Below are 15,268 nucleotides of genomic sequence, written 5' to 3' on the forward strand. Positions count from 1 at the left end.
GCGGCTGACACCCAATGTTAGTTAACACGCTATCAATAGAAAAGGATGTTAATGATGCAAAATGTAATGCCTAACCCCGGTTTCGGTACCTTTCGCCTGGAAGGCGATACGCTAAAGCAGAGCATCCATGCGGCGCTTGATGCGGGGTATCGGCACATCGATACGGCACAGTTTTATGGTAATGAAGCCGGCGTAGGGGAGGCGATTCATGACAGTGATGTGCACCGCAGCGATATTTTCCTCACCACCAAGGTGTGGTTTGACAACCTTGAGCCTGCCACGCTTAAGGCCAGCGTAGATGAAAGTCTTCAGAAATTGGGTACAGGTTACGTTGATCTGCTGTTGATTCACTGGCCGTCACCCAAAAATGAAGTGCCGATGGTAGATTATTTGACGGCGCTTAAAGAAGTCAAAGCAGAAGGTAAAGCGCGCCATATTGGTATTTCCAATTTCACCTGCGAACAGGTGGACGAAGCGATTAGTATTCTGGGCGAAGGTGAAATTCTGACCAATCAGATCGAAGTTCACCCTTTTCTTCAAAACCGTAAATTAGTTGATCACTGCGAGCATCAAGGTATTCAGGTCACCGCCTTTATGCCACTGGCAGTGGGCAAAGTAATGGAAGATCCGACTCTTCAGAAAATTGCCGACGCCCATGGCGTAACGCCTGCGCAAATTACCCTGGCCTGGATAAAACAACGCAATATGATCACCATTCCTTCTTCCACTAAGGCACGTAATATTCAAAGCAATATTTCCGCTTTTGATTTAGTGTTAAGCGACAGTGAAATGGCAGATATTGCCATGTTGGATCGCCAAGAGCGTATCGCTAATCCCGACTTTGCGCCCGCGTGGGATGAGTAAGTGGACTGAATAATTAAGGCTTGGAACGCTAAAATTTAATAGCTGTCCTAACGGATGTTTGCCATTGGCAGGCATCCTTAAATTAGCGGAGAACATGATGAAACAGCGCAAGATTCAAGATAACGCGTTAAAAGCGCAGCTACGAACACCGATGTTCAAAATGCAGCAGCAAACGCCTAAAAAGGGTAAGGGCAGCTACTCACGTAAAGGGCGCATCACCAGTGCAGGCGCTAAGCAGGGATATAGCCAAGCCGCTTGAACTAGGTTTCATGCATCGGGCGATTTGGCTATATCTCTGAATTATCTTCTACACGATCCTCTAACGATGAGAGGCCCCGGCCACTCCCTGTGACCGGGGCGACGGCTACGCCAAACTACTCCCGCAATGTGGACACGTGTCATAAGCCTCGCGGGTTTCAGCCTTATGGCGCTGGTTGAGCAGGGTTGGCTCCACTACACCGTGAATGGATACCAATTGGCCCTGCTCCCAGCGTAGGCCGATATCGTTTAGCAGATGAGGGTCGTGCAAGCGTGGGTCTTCGTAAAGACGACGCTGAGTACGAGAATGGGTAAAAGCATTAACCAGTTTACGAGTGATCGTTGCCACTGTCATGGGGTCGGTCTCCTTGGTTAGGAGGCCGGGCAACATCGCGGTCAGGAAAGATCAAAAGTAACGATAAAACACATGGCCGCGACACCTGCCGCGGCCAATTTTCTCAATAAATATCTGGCGCGCGACAATAAGCTGATACCGCATTATTAATAATGCGATGCAGCTTATTCATTCGTGTAACGCGGATTTGCCAGCGCATGAGAAGGTCTCGTTAATAAAAAACTAAGCTACCTTTTATAGGCAGCTCTTTTCTTTTAACCGATGATTATAAGAGCGTCAACTTATTTAACCGCCTCTTCTGGCGTGGTGATTTGACAGGTCTCCATCCGGTATCCTGACTGATACACACTTCTGAGCCGCAGCCCATGACGACCATCCAGTTCCAATTTTCGGCGTAGGCGACTTACGTGGGTGTCCACGGTACGCGTCGAAACATCCCCTTTAATGCCCCACACCAACTCTAATAAATGCGCACGGGTGATAAGTTCGCCGATTTTTGAGAAGAAAAGGGCGGCTAACCGATACTCACGTTCGGTTAAATCAACGGGGTTGTCCGCCACGCTGATATAGTGCTCCTCAGTATGCATAGTAAAGATATTGGGGCAGGTTGGTGCGGCGCGTGGAGTGGCATAGCCTGAGCGTCTACCTAATGCGCTCACTCTGGCAATCAGTTCGCTGGGGCGAAGGGGCTTGGCGAGAAAGTCATCGGCGCCTTGCTCCAGGGCTTTAACAACATCGTCTTCGCCCTGGCTGGCGGTAATAAACAGGATTGGCCCACGCCAGCTGTCGTGCTGGCGAAGATGAGCCACTACATCCATGCCATCGCTGTCGGGTAGGCGCCAATCGATAATCAGCAGGTCAAAGCTGTGCTGCTGTGTCGCCCGGCGAAGCTCGCTTGAGCGGCTAAACAGCGAAACTTGGTGCTCTGCCGTTAGTAGGCACTGTTCAATAAAGGCCTGTTGGTCGAGGTCATCTTCAAGTACGCCAATATGCATGGTGATTTTCCGTATTATCGTTTTATAAACGTCACACGCGTAGAAGCGGCAAGCTCATACGTTAAGCTTAGTTGATGATGATGCGTTGACACAAAGGTTCACAGTTTATCCGCAGACGGCCGATATATACTCATTGCACTATTTAATCGCTAATACCGAGGTGCAGCCCAATGTGTCGTTCTTTGTTTCTCAAATTCAGGGCGGGCATCGTCGCGATGGGTATGGCCTTGCTGTCATTCCAGGCTATTGCCTTGGAAGTACCTGAAGGCCCGGCGGTATTGGTAGTGAGTGGAAAGGTGGGGCAGACTAATGTGGGTGACGAAGCCCATTTTGATAAAGCGATGTTAGAAAGCTTAGGGCAGCACGAAACGGTTACCCGTACGCCCTGGCACGACGGCGTGATTAGCTTCTCCGGCCCATTGGTGCGAACTATTCTGGAAGCCGTCGATGCTGAGAGGGAGGATATTCGTATTGTAGCGTTGAATGAGTACGCCGCGACAGTGCCCATCAGTGATTTTGAGAATTACGATGTCATTCTTGCCATGACTGCAAACGGTAAACCGCTGCGAATTCGCGACCAGGGGCCGCTGTTTGTCATTTACCCTTTTGACCAGCACCCTGAGCTGCTAAATGAAGAGATATTTTCGCGCTCTGTGTGGCAGGTGGCGCGCATCGACGTCGAATAAAATAATCGGACAATTGCCATGCTGGCCTTATTGAAGTTCTTTTTTGCCCGGAGCACCAGGGTCGCTACATTTTCAGCGATCCTTTTTTTTCTTTCGGCGCTAACCACTGGCGGGATTATTTATAGCCGTCAACACGTGCTGGAGAATCGGCTGCTCGAAAACGTTTTATGGGCTGGCTATCAGTTTGACCGAGAGGTGCGCGAATTGCGCCTCTCACTATTCGAAACGAGTGCCGGGAGCGCCACGGTTGATGATGTGTTGCTGCGTTACGAAATTCTTTACAGTCGGCAATCGCTTTTTTTTCAAGGTGAAATAGGAAAGCTTGTGGCGAAACTTGAGACTGTTGAGGCGGTCATTCAACAAACTCAAACCCACATTTTAGAGATGGAAATCCTACTCGAAGCGGTATGGAACGACCCTGCTCAGTTAAATAGCGAATTAACGGCGACTCTCCTGCAAAAAACGGCTGAGCTACAGCAACTCACCGGTAACATTTTGAACGAAACTAACGCCCATCTTTCCAAAATGCACAGTGAGGAACACCGCGCCTTGACGCGTCTCTACGGGTTGGTGCTGTTGCTTATCGTCTTGTTAATGTTTTCAGGCGGTATGCTGGTTCGCGCGCTAATTATAGAAGGGCGCTTCAGCCATAGTAAGGCTCGGGCGTTAGAAACCAAGAGCCAAGAGTTAAATGAGGTAGCCAAACGAGCAGAGAAAGCGAGCCTCGCAAAATCAGAGTTTATGGCGGTGATGAGTCATGAAATTCGGACCCCGTTAAATGGCGTCGTGGGTATGGCGGATTTGTTAAGCGAGGAGGTTAAAACACCTAAAGCAGAGACTTATTTGGCGGCATTGAAGCGTAGTGCCGAGAGCCTACGTGCGGTGATTAACGATATTCTCGATTACACCAAAATTGAGTCGGGACGCCTCGATCTGGATATCCAGCCGTTTGATCTCCACCAATGCATTGACCAGCTTTGTGAAAGCTATACCCTTCGCGGACCGAGGGCAAAGGTCGCCTTTAGTTACGCGATCGATCCGGCACTACCTCGCTATGTGTTGGGAGACATCGCGCGGCTGCGCCAAGTCATGATGAACTTAATCAATAATGCTTTAAAGTTCACGGAAGAGGGATTCGTTAAGTGCCAGGTAAAGCCTCTTGGGGACGATAATATTTTAGTGGAGGTACACGATACTGGCTGTGGTATCGCGGAAGCGGATCAAACGCAGCTCTTCTCAGCTTTCTCGCAAGTGGATACCTCAATGGCGCGTCGTCATGAAGGCACCGGGCTTGGTCTCGCAATCTGTAAACGGTTGGTCGAGGTTATGCAGGGCGATATAGGCGTTAACAGCCAGCTGGGACTAGGTAGTCGGTTTTGGTTCACCGTCAGCCTACCGGAAACCGAACCTGTGGCGATTTATCAAAGCGGTGAACACCCGCGAGCAATCACCCCCCATCATATTTTGGTGGTAGAAGATAATCCGCTAAATCAAACGGTGGCTCGCGTCATGCTTGAACGCCTTGGCCAGCAAGTGACTGTTGCAGATAACGGACAGGAAGCGCTCGATCAGTTGAAAGCAGACCATGGCCGGTTTGATTTGGTGTTAATGGATATGCAGATGCCCAAGCTGGATGGCACAGAAACCACCCAACGTTGGCGCGATTATGAAGCTGTACATCAATTGCCTAAGCTGCCCATAGTGGCGATGACCGCCAATGTGATGCCTGAGCACCGAGAGCGCTGCATGCAAAGCGGCATGGACGATATGATCCATAAGCCTTTTACGCGCGATGAGTTGTATCAGGTGATTAGCCGCTATCTCTCAAACGACGAAAGCGCTGAGTCTGTCAGCACTCACGCTACTGTTCCTACTAAACGGCCCGAATCGCTGGGCGATAGTATTGGGGCGGTGCAAGTGCTCGATAAGCGTCTTTGCGAAGAGCTGCTAAGCACTTTTGAACCCAAGGCTCTGGATGCGCTGCTGACCACGTTTTTAACGCGGCTTGATGAGCGTGTCGCTCGCCTTAACGGCTACTGGCAGTCAGAAAATCGCCAGGCTATGGGCCAGGAGGCGCATTCATTGAAGGGAGCTGCGGCCTCTCTCGGCTGTGCTGCTATTGCTGAGCAAGCCAGCCAGTTGGAACAAGCGGCGTTAAAAGCGCCGCTGAATGAGCTGGCCATTTATGTGGAGCGATTAGCGGCACTGCACACCTCTACACAGCAAGCGTTACAGCGAGAAAGCATGCTCTCGTCCTGAGCAACCATTACTTGGGCCTGTGATTGCTCGCACATCCAAGCGTTAAAGGCAGCCGCGGTGAGTGGTCGAGAAATAAAGTAACCCTGACCCACCGCGCAACCTGCTTCGACCAACATGGCGTGTTGTGCTGCTGTTTCGATCCCCTCGGCGACTACCGTCAGCCCAAGGCGTTTGCCTAATTCGATGATGGATACTGTGATGGCAAAAGCGTCGTTGTCCTGGTCGATCAGAGAGACAAAACTGCGATCAATTTTTAGCTCGCTGAAAGGCAGTCGGTAGAGCTGAGTTAATGAAGAGTGACCGGTACCAAAATCATCTAATGCCAGTTTGCAGCCCTTCTTTCGCAACGCTTTAAACACATGGCGAGCAAATCCCAAACACTCCACGCCTACCGTTTCAGTGAGCTCCAGAGTGATATTGCTAAGCACGGCTTGGTGCTGCTGGGTGAGCTGGTCAAACGCTTCGAGTACGCCTTCTGCTAGAATAAAAGCTGCCGGTATATTGATTGAGAGGTTTAAGTTCCAACCTTGCGATAGCCATTGGGTTTGTTGCTGCAGGGCAAGCTCCAACACGTACCAAGTGAGTGCTACCATCTGCCCACTCTGCTCTGCCAGGGGGATAAAGCTATCCGGGTAGAGCACTCCGCGTTGAGGATCTTGCCAGCGAACCAACGCTTCAACGCCAATAACTTGGTCTTGTTGAGGCACGTGCTGAAGGTCGACTTGGGGCTGAAAGGCTAGAAACAGCTGTTTTTCACGAATGGCCTTCGCCAGGTCATCGCTTGTGGGCGCTTTGGGGGCTGTTTTTAATGGTTGAAGGAATAGTGCTAGGTCAGTGAGTAGCTTGGCTTTGGGCAGAAATCCGAGCATGTGGAAGCCCATTTTCTTTCCTGCTGCAATGGCACTTGCCGAGGTTTCTGCCGAGCCACTGCTGATCAATAGGATTGAAGCTTTTAGGTGTAAATCGTATAGATAGTCGAGAATATCCAGGCCTGTAAACTCGCCAAGCCCAAAATCAAGCAGGATGAGCTCGGCATTGAGTAGAGCTGGTTGTCGCGCGAGTTCCTCTAGGCTGCCCGCTGTAACGACCTCATATCCCAGCTGGAGCAATAACATCTTACCCAGCAATTGCACATCAAGATCATCATCAATAATTAAAGCATTCGACAGCATAGTGGTTCTCTTGATGCCCCATACTCTTAACGATCAGTTATCGATTTGCGCGATAGTTCGAAAGGACACTGCTTTATAGCTAAGCGGTAAAATTCCTTGGGCTTATGTAAGCCCAAGGAAGCATAGAGACAGTCTGTTTAGAACGACTCCCATTCAGGTTGCTGGGGAGTCGCCAGTCTACGTGGAGGCGCAGGCAAGGGCTTATTAGCCGCAGGGGCAAGCGCTGCTTGGCCAAGAGTTGGTTGCTCGTTAGCATTGCTGAGCTTGAAGGCCCCCACCAGCACGCCCAGTCGGTCGGCTTGTTCTCTTAGCTCTGCCGCAGCAGCGCTGGACTCTTCCACCATCGAGGCGTTGTGTTGGGTCATGCTGTCCAACTCGTTGACCGCGTCGTTGACTTGCCCAATACCCACACTCTGCTCTTTCGCGCCGGCGCTAATTTCGGCAATCACGTCAGCCACACGTTCAATGCTTTTTACCATCTCCTGCATGGTTACGCCGGTTTGTTTCACTTGGTCGACGCCCGCCTTTGTGCGGCTTAAGGAGGTATTGATCAAAGTGGCAATGTTTTTGGAGGCATCACTGGAGCGGCTGGCCAATATGCGCACCTCTTGCGCGACCACTGCAAAGCCTCGGCCATGTTCACCCGCGCGGGCAGCCTCCACCGACGCATTTAGCGCCAGGATATTGGTTTGAAAAGCGATGCTATCAATGAGGCTAACGATATTGCTGATTTCTGATGAAGAGTCGTTAATCGTCCCCATAGTCTGCTCAACAGCCTTCATTGAATGCAAACCTTGCTGTGCGAACTCTTTGGTTGAAAGTGCGAGCTGGTCAGCCTGCTGGGCGGAGTCTGAGGCGTTGTTGACCACCGCTGCTATTTGCTCCATCGAAGCAGAGGTTTGCTGCAAGTTCGCAGCGGCTTGCTCGGTGCGTGCTGCAAGTTCTTGACTGCCTTTAGCAATTTCAGTGGATGCATGCTGAAGGCTCACTGTGCTGCTGCTAACTGACTGAAGCGTATCGTCAATACGTTTAATAAAGGCGTTAAACTGTTGTGCCAATTCACCAATTTCATCGCGTCGCTTGTTATCAATCCGCGCGGTTAAATCGCCATCGCCTTCGGTAATATCTTTAATACGACCGCTGATTTGGCGGATAGCCCGAGACATCATTAGCGGCCCTAATAGCGCAATTAGCGTTGCTGCAATAAAGATGATTAATGCAATAATGATAGTAGAGGTTTGTTGTACTTGAATTCTATTAACTACCGCTGCTTCTGCTTGTTTAATGGCCGTCTCAATATTCATTCCTGACACATCGTATACATCGCGCAGTGCACTAAAATTAGCGAGTGATGAGCCGGATAGCATAGTTAATGCTGCTGCGGAGTTGCCGCTTCGATGCAACTCAAATACACGCGTTGCCTCTTGTTGCCAATCGCTATACAACGTTTCAAAGTTGGCTAGTTGTGTGGTTAATTCTGGGTAGTCCTGCATATATTCGGCATACTGGCCCATGCGGTCATAAGCCTGCTGTGAATTCTCTTCGAATTCGGTGATTAGCGCCGATGCACGCTCCGTGCCGGGGTCTGCTAACAGGTACTCGATCTCAGCTACCCGAGCTTGGTACAGGTCTCTATCGGCATTGAGTACGGTGGAGCTAGCAGGAATATAATTTTTAATAAACGTATCTAAGCGACCCTTTACCATGTTAACGAGCAGCGCATCGGCTACCACAATAGCCAGTAGTGCTAACGCAACGCTTATAAAGGCAAGAGCATACTTAACTTTTATCTGATGAAGGCGGTTCATATGTGCCATTCCTGTAGTGGAAAACGATGAGAGCACATTACCTTTAAAGTATTATTTTGGTCGATAGTTTAATGATACTTGTCACTTTTGTTTACGTTCCGCCTTTTAGTTAGCTGTATAACATTTTTTATGATTATAATAAGAACGATTTATATTTGAGAGTTTATTTATATCCAGCCGCTTGTAGTTGAAAAAGGTTCGCATAACGGCCATTTTCAGCAAGCAACTCTTCATGGGTGCCACGCTCGATAATATGCCCCTGATCTATAACAACAATGAGATCAGCACTGCGTACTGTCGAGAATCGGTGCGAGATCAGTATCGCCATTTTATCGCGGCTGTGTTCACGAAAACGGGTGAATACTTCGGCTTCTGCGGCGGCATCCATGGCGGCAGTGGGTTCATCGAGCACGATGATATCCGCATTTTCGCGCATGTACGCTCTGGAAAGGGCAATTTTTTGCCATTGGCCGCCGGAGAGCTCCTGGCCATTTTTAAACCAACGTCCCAGCTGGGTTTTGTAACCGTTAGTCATGCGCGTAATAAACTCATCCGCCATGCCGTGACGAGCGGCGTTCTGCCAACGTTCTTGGTCATTAAAGGCATGAGTATCGCCGACACCAAGGTTTTCGCCCACCTGCAACTGATAGCGCACAAAGTCCTGAAAGATAACACCGGTGCGCTCACGCAGTGCTTGAGCGCTCCAGTCACGTAGGTCGCTACCGTCTAACAGAATTCGGCCCTGTGTAGGCTGGTAGAGCCGCGTTAACAGTTTGATCAGGGTGGTCTTGCCTGAGCCGTTTTCACCCACCAAAGCCAAGCTCTGCCCAGGGGAGAGGTGCAGCGAAATATCGTGTAGAACAGCAGCGCCGCCAGGGTAGGAGAAGCTAACGTTCTCAAAACGTAGCCCATCCCCCGGCTGTGCACCCTGGGTTAGCGTGCCGCTTTCGGCTTCAACCGGTTGCTCCAGGTACTCATAAAGATTGGATAGATAAAGGTTATCTTCGTACATGCCGCTAATGGCAGTAAGGCTGGCGGAGAGCGCCGCCTGGCCCTGTTTGAAGACCATCAAATACATGGTCATTTGGCCCAGCGTGAGCGCCCCGGCAATTGTTTCGATCACTACCCAGCCATAGGCCAAATAAAACGTTAGAGTGCCGAGCAAGCCGAGCAGAAACCCCCAGCTTTCCCGGCGAAGGGTTAAACGACGATCTTCTGCAAACAGCTGGGTGAAAATATCGCGGTAGCGCTTAAGAAATAGCCCTTCAAGACCAAAGAGCTTGACCTCTTTAATACTGTCTTCCCGAGCGAGTACCGTCTCTAAATAAATCTGCATGCGGGTTTGTGGCGAGCGCCATCGGAACAGGCGAAAAGCATCGCCCGAGAATTTGGCCTCCGATACAAATACTGGCAGAGCGCCAGCGACCAGGATCAGCAGGGCCCAAGGAGAGAACTGCACCAGCAGTACGCCAAAGCTACCGAGAGAGATGGCATTTTGCAGCAGCCCAAAGGTTTTGTTCACTAGCGCAAGCGGGCGCGTAGACGCTTCACGCCGTGCCCGGGTGAGCTGGTCGTAGAGCTCTGAATCTTCGAATTGGCTAAGGGACAGCGTGCCTGCCTTTTCCAGAATCATGACGTTGACCTTCTGACCCAATAGCGCTCTTAACAGCGACTGCTGGGCTGAAAGGCCGCGCTGGGCCAGCGCGATTAATCCAATGATCAGCGCCTCAATAGCCACTAGCTTCAATACGGGGGTAATAGACGTCAACAGGTTGGGGTCTGAAGCGGCTTGATGAGCGTCCATGGCACTGACCACGCCATCCACAATCAATTGGCCTACCCAGGCTGCGACGGCGGGAAGCACCCCCGCGACCAACGTGCACAGTGCTAGGCCAAGCATCATCCATCGGGAGGTTTCCCACACCAAGCCAAGCGCGCGCCGACTGTATCGGAAGACGCCCAAAAAGCTGCTTATCGGTGAGGAGGTAGATTCAGAGGGTGGTGGTGACATAGTTGGACAGGCAAGCATCTAGCAAAAAAGGAGTGCCATGATGCGGTGGTTAAGCGTGGATAGCCAGCTCAACCGCCGGTTGCCTTCAACGGCAGCGCGGCGGAGAGAAAATTACATGTATAGATCCTTTTCAGGGCAACAATTTACCAGGGAAGCACTGCCCCGTCGGTGCGCGGCTCGGTGCCGCCTTGCAGTACGCCCGTTTCAGGGTCGCGTAGAATGATTTGCCCACGGCCAAAGCTGATGGAATCGGCGACTTTAACGATGTCGTGGCCTCGGCGGGCCAGCGCAAGCGCTAAGTGATTAGGGAAGTCGGCCTCGACTTCGATGGTTTTGCCTTTGGTCCACTTCCAACGTGGCATATCAAGGGCAGCTTGGGGGTTAAGCTGATCTTCTAGCATCGCCGTTACCACCTGCACATGACCTTGGGGCTGCATATAGCCGCCCATCACACCAAACGGCCCAACGGCTTGGTTATCTTTGGTGATAAAGCCGGGGATGATGGTGTGATAGGTGCGTTTGCCGGGCGCCAAAGCATTAGGGTGCTGCGGGTCGAGTGAGAACGACCAACCACGGTTTTGCAGGCTGATGCCAGTGCCGGGAACGACCATGCCCGAGCCAAAGCCTTTAAAGTTACTTTGAATCAGTGACACCATATTGCCATCGCTGTCAGCCGTCGCGAGATACACCGTGCCGCCCTGAATCGGGTTGCCGTGTACTGGGTCAACCGCCTTTTCGCCAATCAGTGCAGCCCGCGATTTCAAATAGTCGTCGGCCAGCATCTGGTCAATGGTGGGGCGCATAGCATTCAGGTCGGTCACATGTGCGAAGCCATCGACATAGGCCAGTTTGGTGGCTTCAATACGACGGTGTAGCGTTTCCACCGGATCTCGCCCTTCTTCGCCTAAGTGCTCTAGCATACCCAGCGCTTGAAGTACGATCATTCCACTGCCGTTGGGAGGGATTTCCCAAATATCATGGCCTTTATAGCGCACACTAATCGGGTCGACCCACTCCGGTTGGTAAGCCGCCAGATCTTCTTTGCGTAATAGGCCGCCGTGCTCGCGGGAAAACGCATCGATAGCTTCGGCCAGTTCGCCCTCATAAAATGCCTTGGCGTGGGTATCGGCAATCGCTTTTAGGCTTTTCGCATGGCCTTCCGAGCGCCACAGTTCACCAGCTTCCGGTGCTCGACCTTCGGGGGCAAACGTATCAAACCAGGGTTTGAAAGAAGCCTCGCTATAGGCCGAATAGTTGGTGAAGGCGTCCTTCCACATTTGATGAATAACGGGGGAAACGGGGAAACCTTCTTCTGCCAGCGCAATGGCAGGGGCTAGCAGCTCTGCAAACGGCAGCTTGCCAAAACGCTCAGACAGTGCCGCCCACGCGGCAGGGGCACCGGGTACCGTGACAGGCAGCATGCCATGGTTTGGTACGGTGTCGTGGCCAAGTGCTTTCAGTGCTTCAATGGTCGCCGCTTGCGGGGCAGGGCCGCTGGCATTGAGGCCGTGCAGTTTGCCGTCGACCCAGACAATGGCAAAGGCATCGCTGCCGATCCCATTCGACGTGGGTTCCACCACGGTTAATGCAGCGGCAGCAGCAATCGCTGCATCAATCGCATTCCCGCCTTGCTGCAGTATGCTAATACCCACTTGCGCCGCCAATGGCTGTGAAGTAGCAACCATGCCACGTTTGCCGAACGTTGCCATCCGGCGCGAGGCGCTGGGGTAAAAAAGTGCACCTTGATGCATACCAATTTCCTTTTAAGCAGTGTTGTCGATCTAAATTATTTGTAAATCAAATGTTTTCGCGTAGAGCGGCATTCTTTAAACGCTGAATCTTTCGATCCTGATAGAGCGAAAACAGAATGGAAGCGACGGCTAACGCGAGGAAAAGTGCTGAGAGTGGCCGAGTTAAAAAGGTCATCCAGCTTTCATTAAGCTCAAGAGCACGGAATAGCTGGCGCTCAAGATTGTCGCCAAGCACCACACCCAGTATTAGCGGCGTCAGCGGGACTTCGGCCTTCCAAAGCAGGTAGCCAATGATCCCGAAGATGAATAGCACCCAAATGTCGAACAGGTTGTTATTCAGGGCATAGGCGCCAATCGCACACAGCATCAATACGACGGGAACGAGAATCTGCTGTGGGATTAACGATATTTTGGCAAACCAACGCACCAGCAGCAGGTTGCATAACACCATGACCACTGCACCAATGAGCAGGCTGGCATAAATAGCGCCGACTAATACTGGGTTTTGTTCAAACATCATTGGGCCCGGCGTAATGCCGTGCAAAATCAGTACGCCCATCATGATCGCCATGGGCAAATCGCCAGGTATCCCCAGTGCCAGTGTGGGAACAAACGCGCCGCCTGCCACTGCACTGTTAGAGGCTTCAGATGCCACGATACCGCTAGGGGTGCCGGTACCGAACTCTTCAGGGCGTCGGGAGAATTTTTTAGCCTGATCGTAACTCAAGAAGTTCGCGACGGTGCCACCTGTGCCCGGTAGCGCACCCACCAAGCTGCCAATGAGAGAGGAGCGCAGCGTGTTGAGCTTTTGCCCTGCCATATCTTTGAGTATCTGGCCGTAGGGGATGGTGACATTGGTATCGATTTTCTTGGCTTCGCTTTTCTCGTCCTTAAGCTTTTCGATATTGCCAAGCAGTTGGGAGAAGGCAAATATGCCGATCATCACAGGCAGAATTTCGAACCCAGAACCCATCACTGGAAGGTCAAAGTCAAAGCGCAGATTACTGTTGCGGTCATAGCCAACGGTTGTAATCAAAAGCCCCAACGCAGCGGCCATCAGCCCTTTGAGTAGAGCGCCGCTGGAAAGTCCTGCCACAAGCGTCAGCGCGAAAACGATTAACGCAGTGATTTCCCAAGGCCGGAAGTTCATGCTGAAGCTGGCAATTAGCGGGCCGAAGAATACCAATACCGCCACGCTAATGATGGTGCCTAAAAAAGATGAAGCGACGCCAATGCCCAGGGCACGGCCAGGTTCGCCTTTCTGTGCCATCGGGTAGCCGTCATAAACGGTAGTAATAGAAGAGGGGGTGCCGGGGATGCCTAACATGACGCCAGACACAATGCCGCCTGAGTAACCCCCTACAAACACACCGACCATCAATGAGACACCGCTTACCGGATCCATTGAAAATGTGAAAGGGAAGACCACCAAAATGGCCATGGTGACGGTGAAGCCGGGGATGCTGCCGCCGACAATCCCAAACAGTACGCCAATAGTAATCAGGCCCAAGACTGATGGCGTGCCGACCTCAGCGAGCGCTTGGAGAAAAAAGTTCGTCATTATTTACTCCAGGTTAAGGCAGCCAAACATTCAGGCCATAGCGAAAAACGACAAATATCACGATAGCCAGGGTGCAGCTAAGGGTGAGATTGATCATCCATTTACGTCGCGTATTGATACCCATTAGTAGCGCAAGAGAAGCGACTAAGAAGCCTATGGTGGCTGCGATATAACCCACCACGGGAAGTAATGCGGCATACAGCCCAAACAGTACAAACAGAGCGAGTATGATGCGCCGGCTTTGAAACCACTCTTGAATGAGCTGCTTTGCGCCAGCCCGTTCAGGCACTTTTACCCATAAGGAACGCACCAGAATTAACAGCGAAAAAACGCCGATCACTACCAATAAAATACGTGGGAACAGCGCTGACCCATATGGCTGCCAACTGGTGGGTGGGGCAATACTGCCTGATTCCCTCCACATGACAGCCACAATCAAGAGCAGCGCCAGCGCCAAGGCGCGGTCTTTAGTTAGCGTTAGCATTAGCGATGCCTCCGGTACCTCTAGCCCACGCAGCTACGTGGGCTAGAGGGTGCGTTCTTAGTTCTGGAAATCGATGTTTTCGGCAGCAGCGCTTAGCGCAGCTTCGTTTTCATCCAAGAACGCTTGATAATCATCACCGGCCAGGAAGCGCACAACAGAGCCGAATTCATTCTCGATGCGGCTGCTTACTTCTTCATTTTCAAGCGCCTGTCCGTATGCATCAGCGATGGTGTCGAGGACCTCCTGCGGAGTACCTTTGGGTGCGAAAATGCCACGGCTGGTGGAGTGATCCATTTCGATGCCTTGCTCGCGCAGGGTTGGCACGTCCGGCATGCTGTCGAGGCGCTCGGGATGGGCAATACCTAGTGGGCGGAAGGTACCATCTTCAAAGAACGCACCGCCCGAAGGCAGGTTGAACATCGCGAAATCAATTTCTTCCGCCAACAGCGCCGATACCTGTTGGCCGGTATCTGGATAACCTACTAGGCGTACATCAGCCATATCGATACCTGCTTCCTGGAAAAACTGTGCCCAGAAGAAATGGTCGGTAGAGCTAGGGATCATGCTAAAGCGGACTTGTCCGGGGTGCTCGCTTACATAGTCAGCGATTTCGTCTGCGCTCTGGACGGGGTGATTGGCGTGCGTAGTCGGAATGTTGATGGTTTGGGTGAGCAGTGCGATGGGTTCAAAGGCATCAAATGAATAATCGACGGTACCGGCGAGCTTCGAAAGCGCAATGGTGTCGTGGCTGCCAAGCAGCGTATAGCCATCGGGATCCGCGTCTTTCACATTACGCGAACCCAGGGTCGCCCCTGCACCCGCCATATTGACGGGAACAATGGATTCACCCAGCGTCTTTTCAGCCTCTTGGGAAATGAGCCGGAACAGTATATCGGTTGCTCCGCCCGGGCCATAAGGGATGATCAAACGGATATCCTGCTCAGGATAATCAGCATGCGCGGTGGATGCGATTGCCATACTAGACGCAAGTCCGATGGCGGCGAGGGTAGTGCTTAGAGTAAATGTTGAACGCGTCATTCTTGTACACCTTTATAGATTGAGTT

General features: G+C 51.7%; 13 protein-coding genes. 4 read left to right on the forward strand and 9 right to left on the reverse strand.

Annotated elements, in window-relative coordinates; genetic code table 11:
- Positions 1 to 45 precede the first annotated feature (45 nt).
- Together dkgB and arfA are read left to right on the forward strand one after the other, a co-directional pair.
- Positions 46 to 864, forward strand: coding sequence for a 2,5-didehydrogluconate reductase DkgB (gene dkgB, locus AC5TBW_RS04230; RefSeq protein WP_495510873.1), 819 nt, complete (start codon positions 46 to 48; stop codon positions 862 to 864).
- Between the two features lie 97 nt (positions 865 to 961).
- Positions 962 to 1,123 (forward strand): alternative ribosome rescue factor ArfA, encoded by a 162-nt coding sequence (gene arfA, locus AC5TBW_RS04235; RefSeq protein ID WP_495510874.1) that lies wholly within the window; start codon positions 962 to 964, stop codon positions 1,121 to 1,123.
- A 105-nt stretch (positions 1,124 to 1,228) separates the two neighbouring features.
- Here arfA and AC5TBW_RS04240 read toward each other — a convergent pair whose 3' ends face one another.
- Together AC5TBW_RS04240 and AC5TBW_RS04245 are read right to left on the reverse strand one after the other, a co-directional pair.
- On the reverse strand, positions 1,229 to 1,477 hold the full coding sequence (locus tag AC5TBW_RS04240) for a hypothetical protein (protein WP_495510875.1): 249 nt from the start codon (positions 1,475 to 1,477) through the stop codon (positions 1,229 to 1,231).
- A gap of 281 nt (positions 1,478 to 1,758) precedes the next feature.
- Positions 1,759 to 2,472 (reverse strand): response regulator transcription factor, encoded by a 714-nt coding sequence (locus AC5TBW_RS04245; protein ID WP_495510876.1) that lies wholly within the window; start codon positions 2,470 to 2,472, stop codon positions 1,759 to 1,761.
- Between the two features lie 170 nt (positions 2,473 to 2,642).
- Here AC5TBW_RS04245 and AC5TBW_RS04250 point away from each other — a divergent pair, with 170 nt between their 5' ends.
- Positions 2,643 to 3,158 (forward strand): putative pterin-binding protein, encoded by a 516-nt coding sequence (locus tag AC5TBW_RS04250; protein ID WP_495510877.1) that lies wholly within the window; start codon positions 2,643 to 2,645, stop codon positions 3,156 to 3,158.
- A gap of 18 nt (positions 3,159 to 3,176) precedes the next feature.
- The gene (locus AC5TBW_RS04255) at positions 3,177 to 5,417 is read left to right on the forward strand and encodes an ATP-binding protein (protein WP_495510878.1); all 2,241 of its coding nucleotides are present in this window, start codon (positions 3,177 to 3,179) and stop codon (positions 5,415 to 5,417) included.
- Here the strand turns inward: AC5TBW_RS04255 and AC5TBW_RS04260 are convergent.
- The 7 genes from AC5TBW_RS04260 to AC5TBW_RS04290 all read right to left on the reverse strand — a co-directional run bounded on the left by AC5TBW_RS04260 (position 5,342) and on the right by AC5TBW_RS04290 (position 15,242).
- A complete protein-coding gene (locus AC5TBW_RS04260; RefSeq protein ID WP_495510879.1) occupies positions 5,342 to 6,589 on the reverse strand; it encodes an EAL domain-containing protein in 1,248 nt (415 codons plus the stop codon). The genes AC5TBW_RS04255 and AC5TBW_RS04260 overlap by 76 nt on opposite strands.
- Before the next feature lie 137 nt (positions 6,590 to 6,726).
- Positions 6,727 to 8,397, reverse strand: a complete 1,671-nt coding sequence (locus tag AC5TBW_RS04265) for a methyl-accepting chemotaxis protein (RefSeq protein WP_495510880.1) — start codon at positions 8,395 to 8,397, stop codon at positions 6,727 to 6,729.
- A 163-nt stretch (positions 8,398 to 8,560) separates the two neighbouring features.
- Positions 8,561 to 10,408 (reverse strand): ABC transporter ATP-binding protein, encoded by a 1,848-nt coding sequence (locus AC5TBW_RS04270; protein WP_495510881.1) that lies wholly within the window; start codon positions 10,406 to 10,408, stop codon positions 8,561 to 8,563.
- Positions 10,409 to 10,551: 143 nt separating this feature from the next.
- Entirely contained in the window at positions 10,552 to 12,159 is a 1,608-nt protein-coding gene (locus AC5TBW_RS04275; protein WP_495510882.1) for a gamma-glutamyltransferase family protein, read from the reverse strand.
- Positions 12,160 to 12,205: 46 nt separating this feature from the next.
- Positions 12,206 to 13,720, reverse strand: coding sequence for a tripartite tricarboxylate transporter permease (locus AC5TBW_RS04280; RefSeq protein ID WP_495510883.1), 1,515 nt, complete (start codon positions 13,718 to 13,720; stop codon positions 12,206 to 12,208).
- A gap of 13 nt (positions 13,721 to 13,733) precedes the next feature.
- Positions 13,734 to 14,204: a tripartite tricarboxylate transporter TctB family protein gene (locus AC5TBW_RS04285; protein ID WP_495510884.1), complete on the reverse strand. Its 471-nt coding sequence runs from the start codon at positions 14,202 to 14,204 to the stop codon at positions 13,734 to 13,736.
- A gap of 57 nt (positions 14,205 to 14,261) precedes the next feature.
- The gene (locus AC5TBW_RS04290; protein ID WP_495510885.1) at positions 14,262 to 15,242 is read right to left on the reverse strand and encodes a Bug family tripartite tricarboxylate transporter substrate binding protein; all 981 of its coding nucleotides are present in this window, start codon (positions 15,240 to 15,242) and stop codon (positions 14,262 to 14,264) included.
- Between the last annotated feature and the right edge of the window lie 26 nt (positions 15,243 to 15,268).

Source organism: Vreelandella sp. ssv (assembly GCF_059448525.1).

Bases quoted from the DNA above. Each gene is read 5' to 3' on its own strand.
- AC5TBW_RS04250 (WP_495510877.1), top strand. From the start codon at position 2,643: ATGTGTCGTTCTTTGTTTCTCAAATTCAGGGCGGGCATCGTCGCGATG.
- AC5TBW_RS04285 (WP_495510884.1), bottom strand. From the start codon at position 14,204: ATGCTAACGCTAACTAAAGACCGCGCCTTGGCGCTGGCGCTGCTCTTG.
- AC5TBW_RS04260 (WP_495510879.1), bottom strand. From the start codon at position 6,589: ATGCTGTCGAATGCTTTAATTATTGATGATGATCTTGATGTGCAATTG.
- AC5TBW_RS04275 (WP_495510882.1), bottom strand. From the start codon at position 12,159: ATGCATCAAGGTGCACTTTTTTACCCCAGCGCCTCGCGCCGGATGGCA.
- dkgB (WP_495510873.1), top strand. From the start codon at position 46: ATGTTAATGATGCAAAATGTAATGCCTAACCCCGGTTTCGGTACCTTT.
- AC5TBW_RS04265 (WP_495510880.1), bottom strand. From the start codon at position 8,397: ATGAACCGCCTTCATCAGATAAAAGTTAAGTATGCTCTTGCCTTTATA.
- AC5TBW_RS04240 (WP_495510875.1), bottom strand. From the start codon at position 1,477: ATGACAGTGGCAACGATCACTCGTAAACTGGTTAATGCTTTTACCCAT.
- AC5TBW_RS04255 (WP_495510878.1), top strand. From the start codon at position 3,177: ATGCTGGCCTTATTGAAGTTCTTTTTTGCCCGGAGCACCAGGGTCGCT.
- AC5TBW_RS04270 (WP_495510881.1), bottom strand. From the start codon at position 10,408: ATGTCACCACCACCCTCTGAATCTACCTCCTCACCGATAAGCAGCTTT.
- AC5TBW_RS04245 (WP_495510876.1), bottom strand. From the start codon at position 2,472: ATGCATATTGGCGTACTTGAAGATGACCTCGACCAACAGGCCTTTATT.
- AC5TBW_RS04290 (WP_495510885.1), bottom strand. From the start codon at position 15,242: ATGACGCGTTCAACATTTACTCTAAGCACTACCCTCGCCGCCATCGGA.
- AC5TBW_RS04280 (WP_495510883.1), bottom strand. From the start codon at position 13,720: ATGACGAACTTTTTTCTCCAAGCGCTCGCTGAGGTCGGCACGCCATCA.
- arfA (WP_495510874.1), top strand. From the start codon at position 962: ATGAAACAGCGCAAGATTCAAGATAACGCGTTAAAAGCGCAGCTACGA.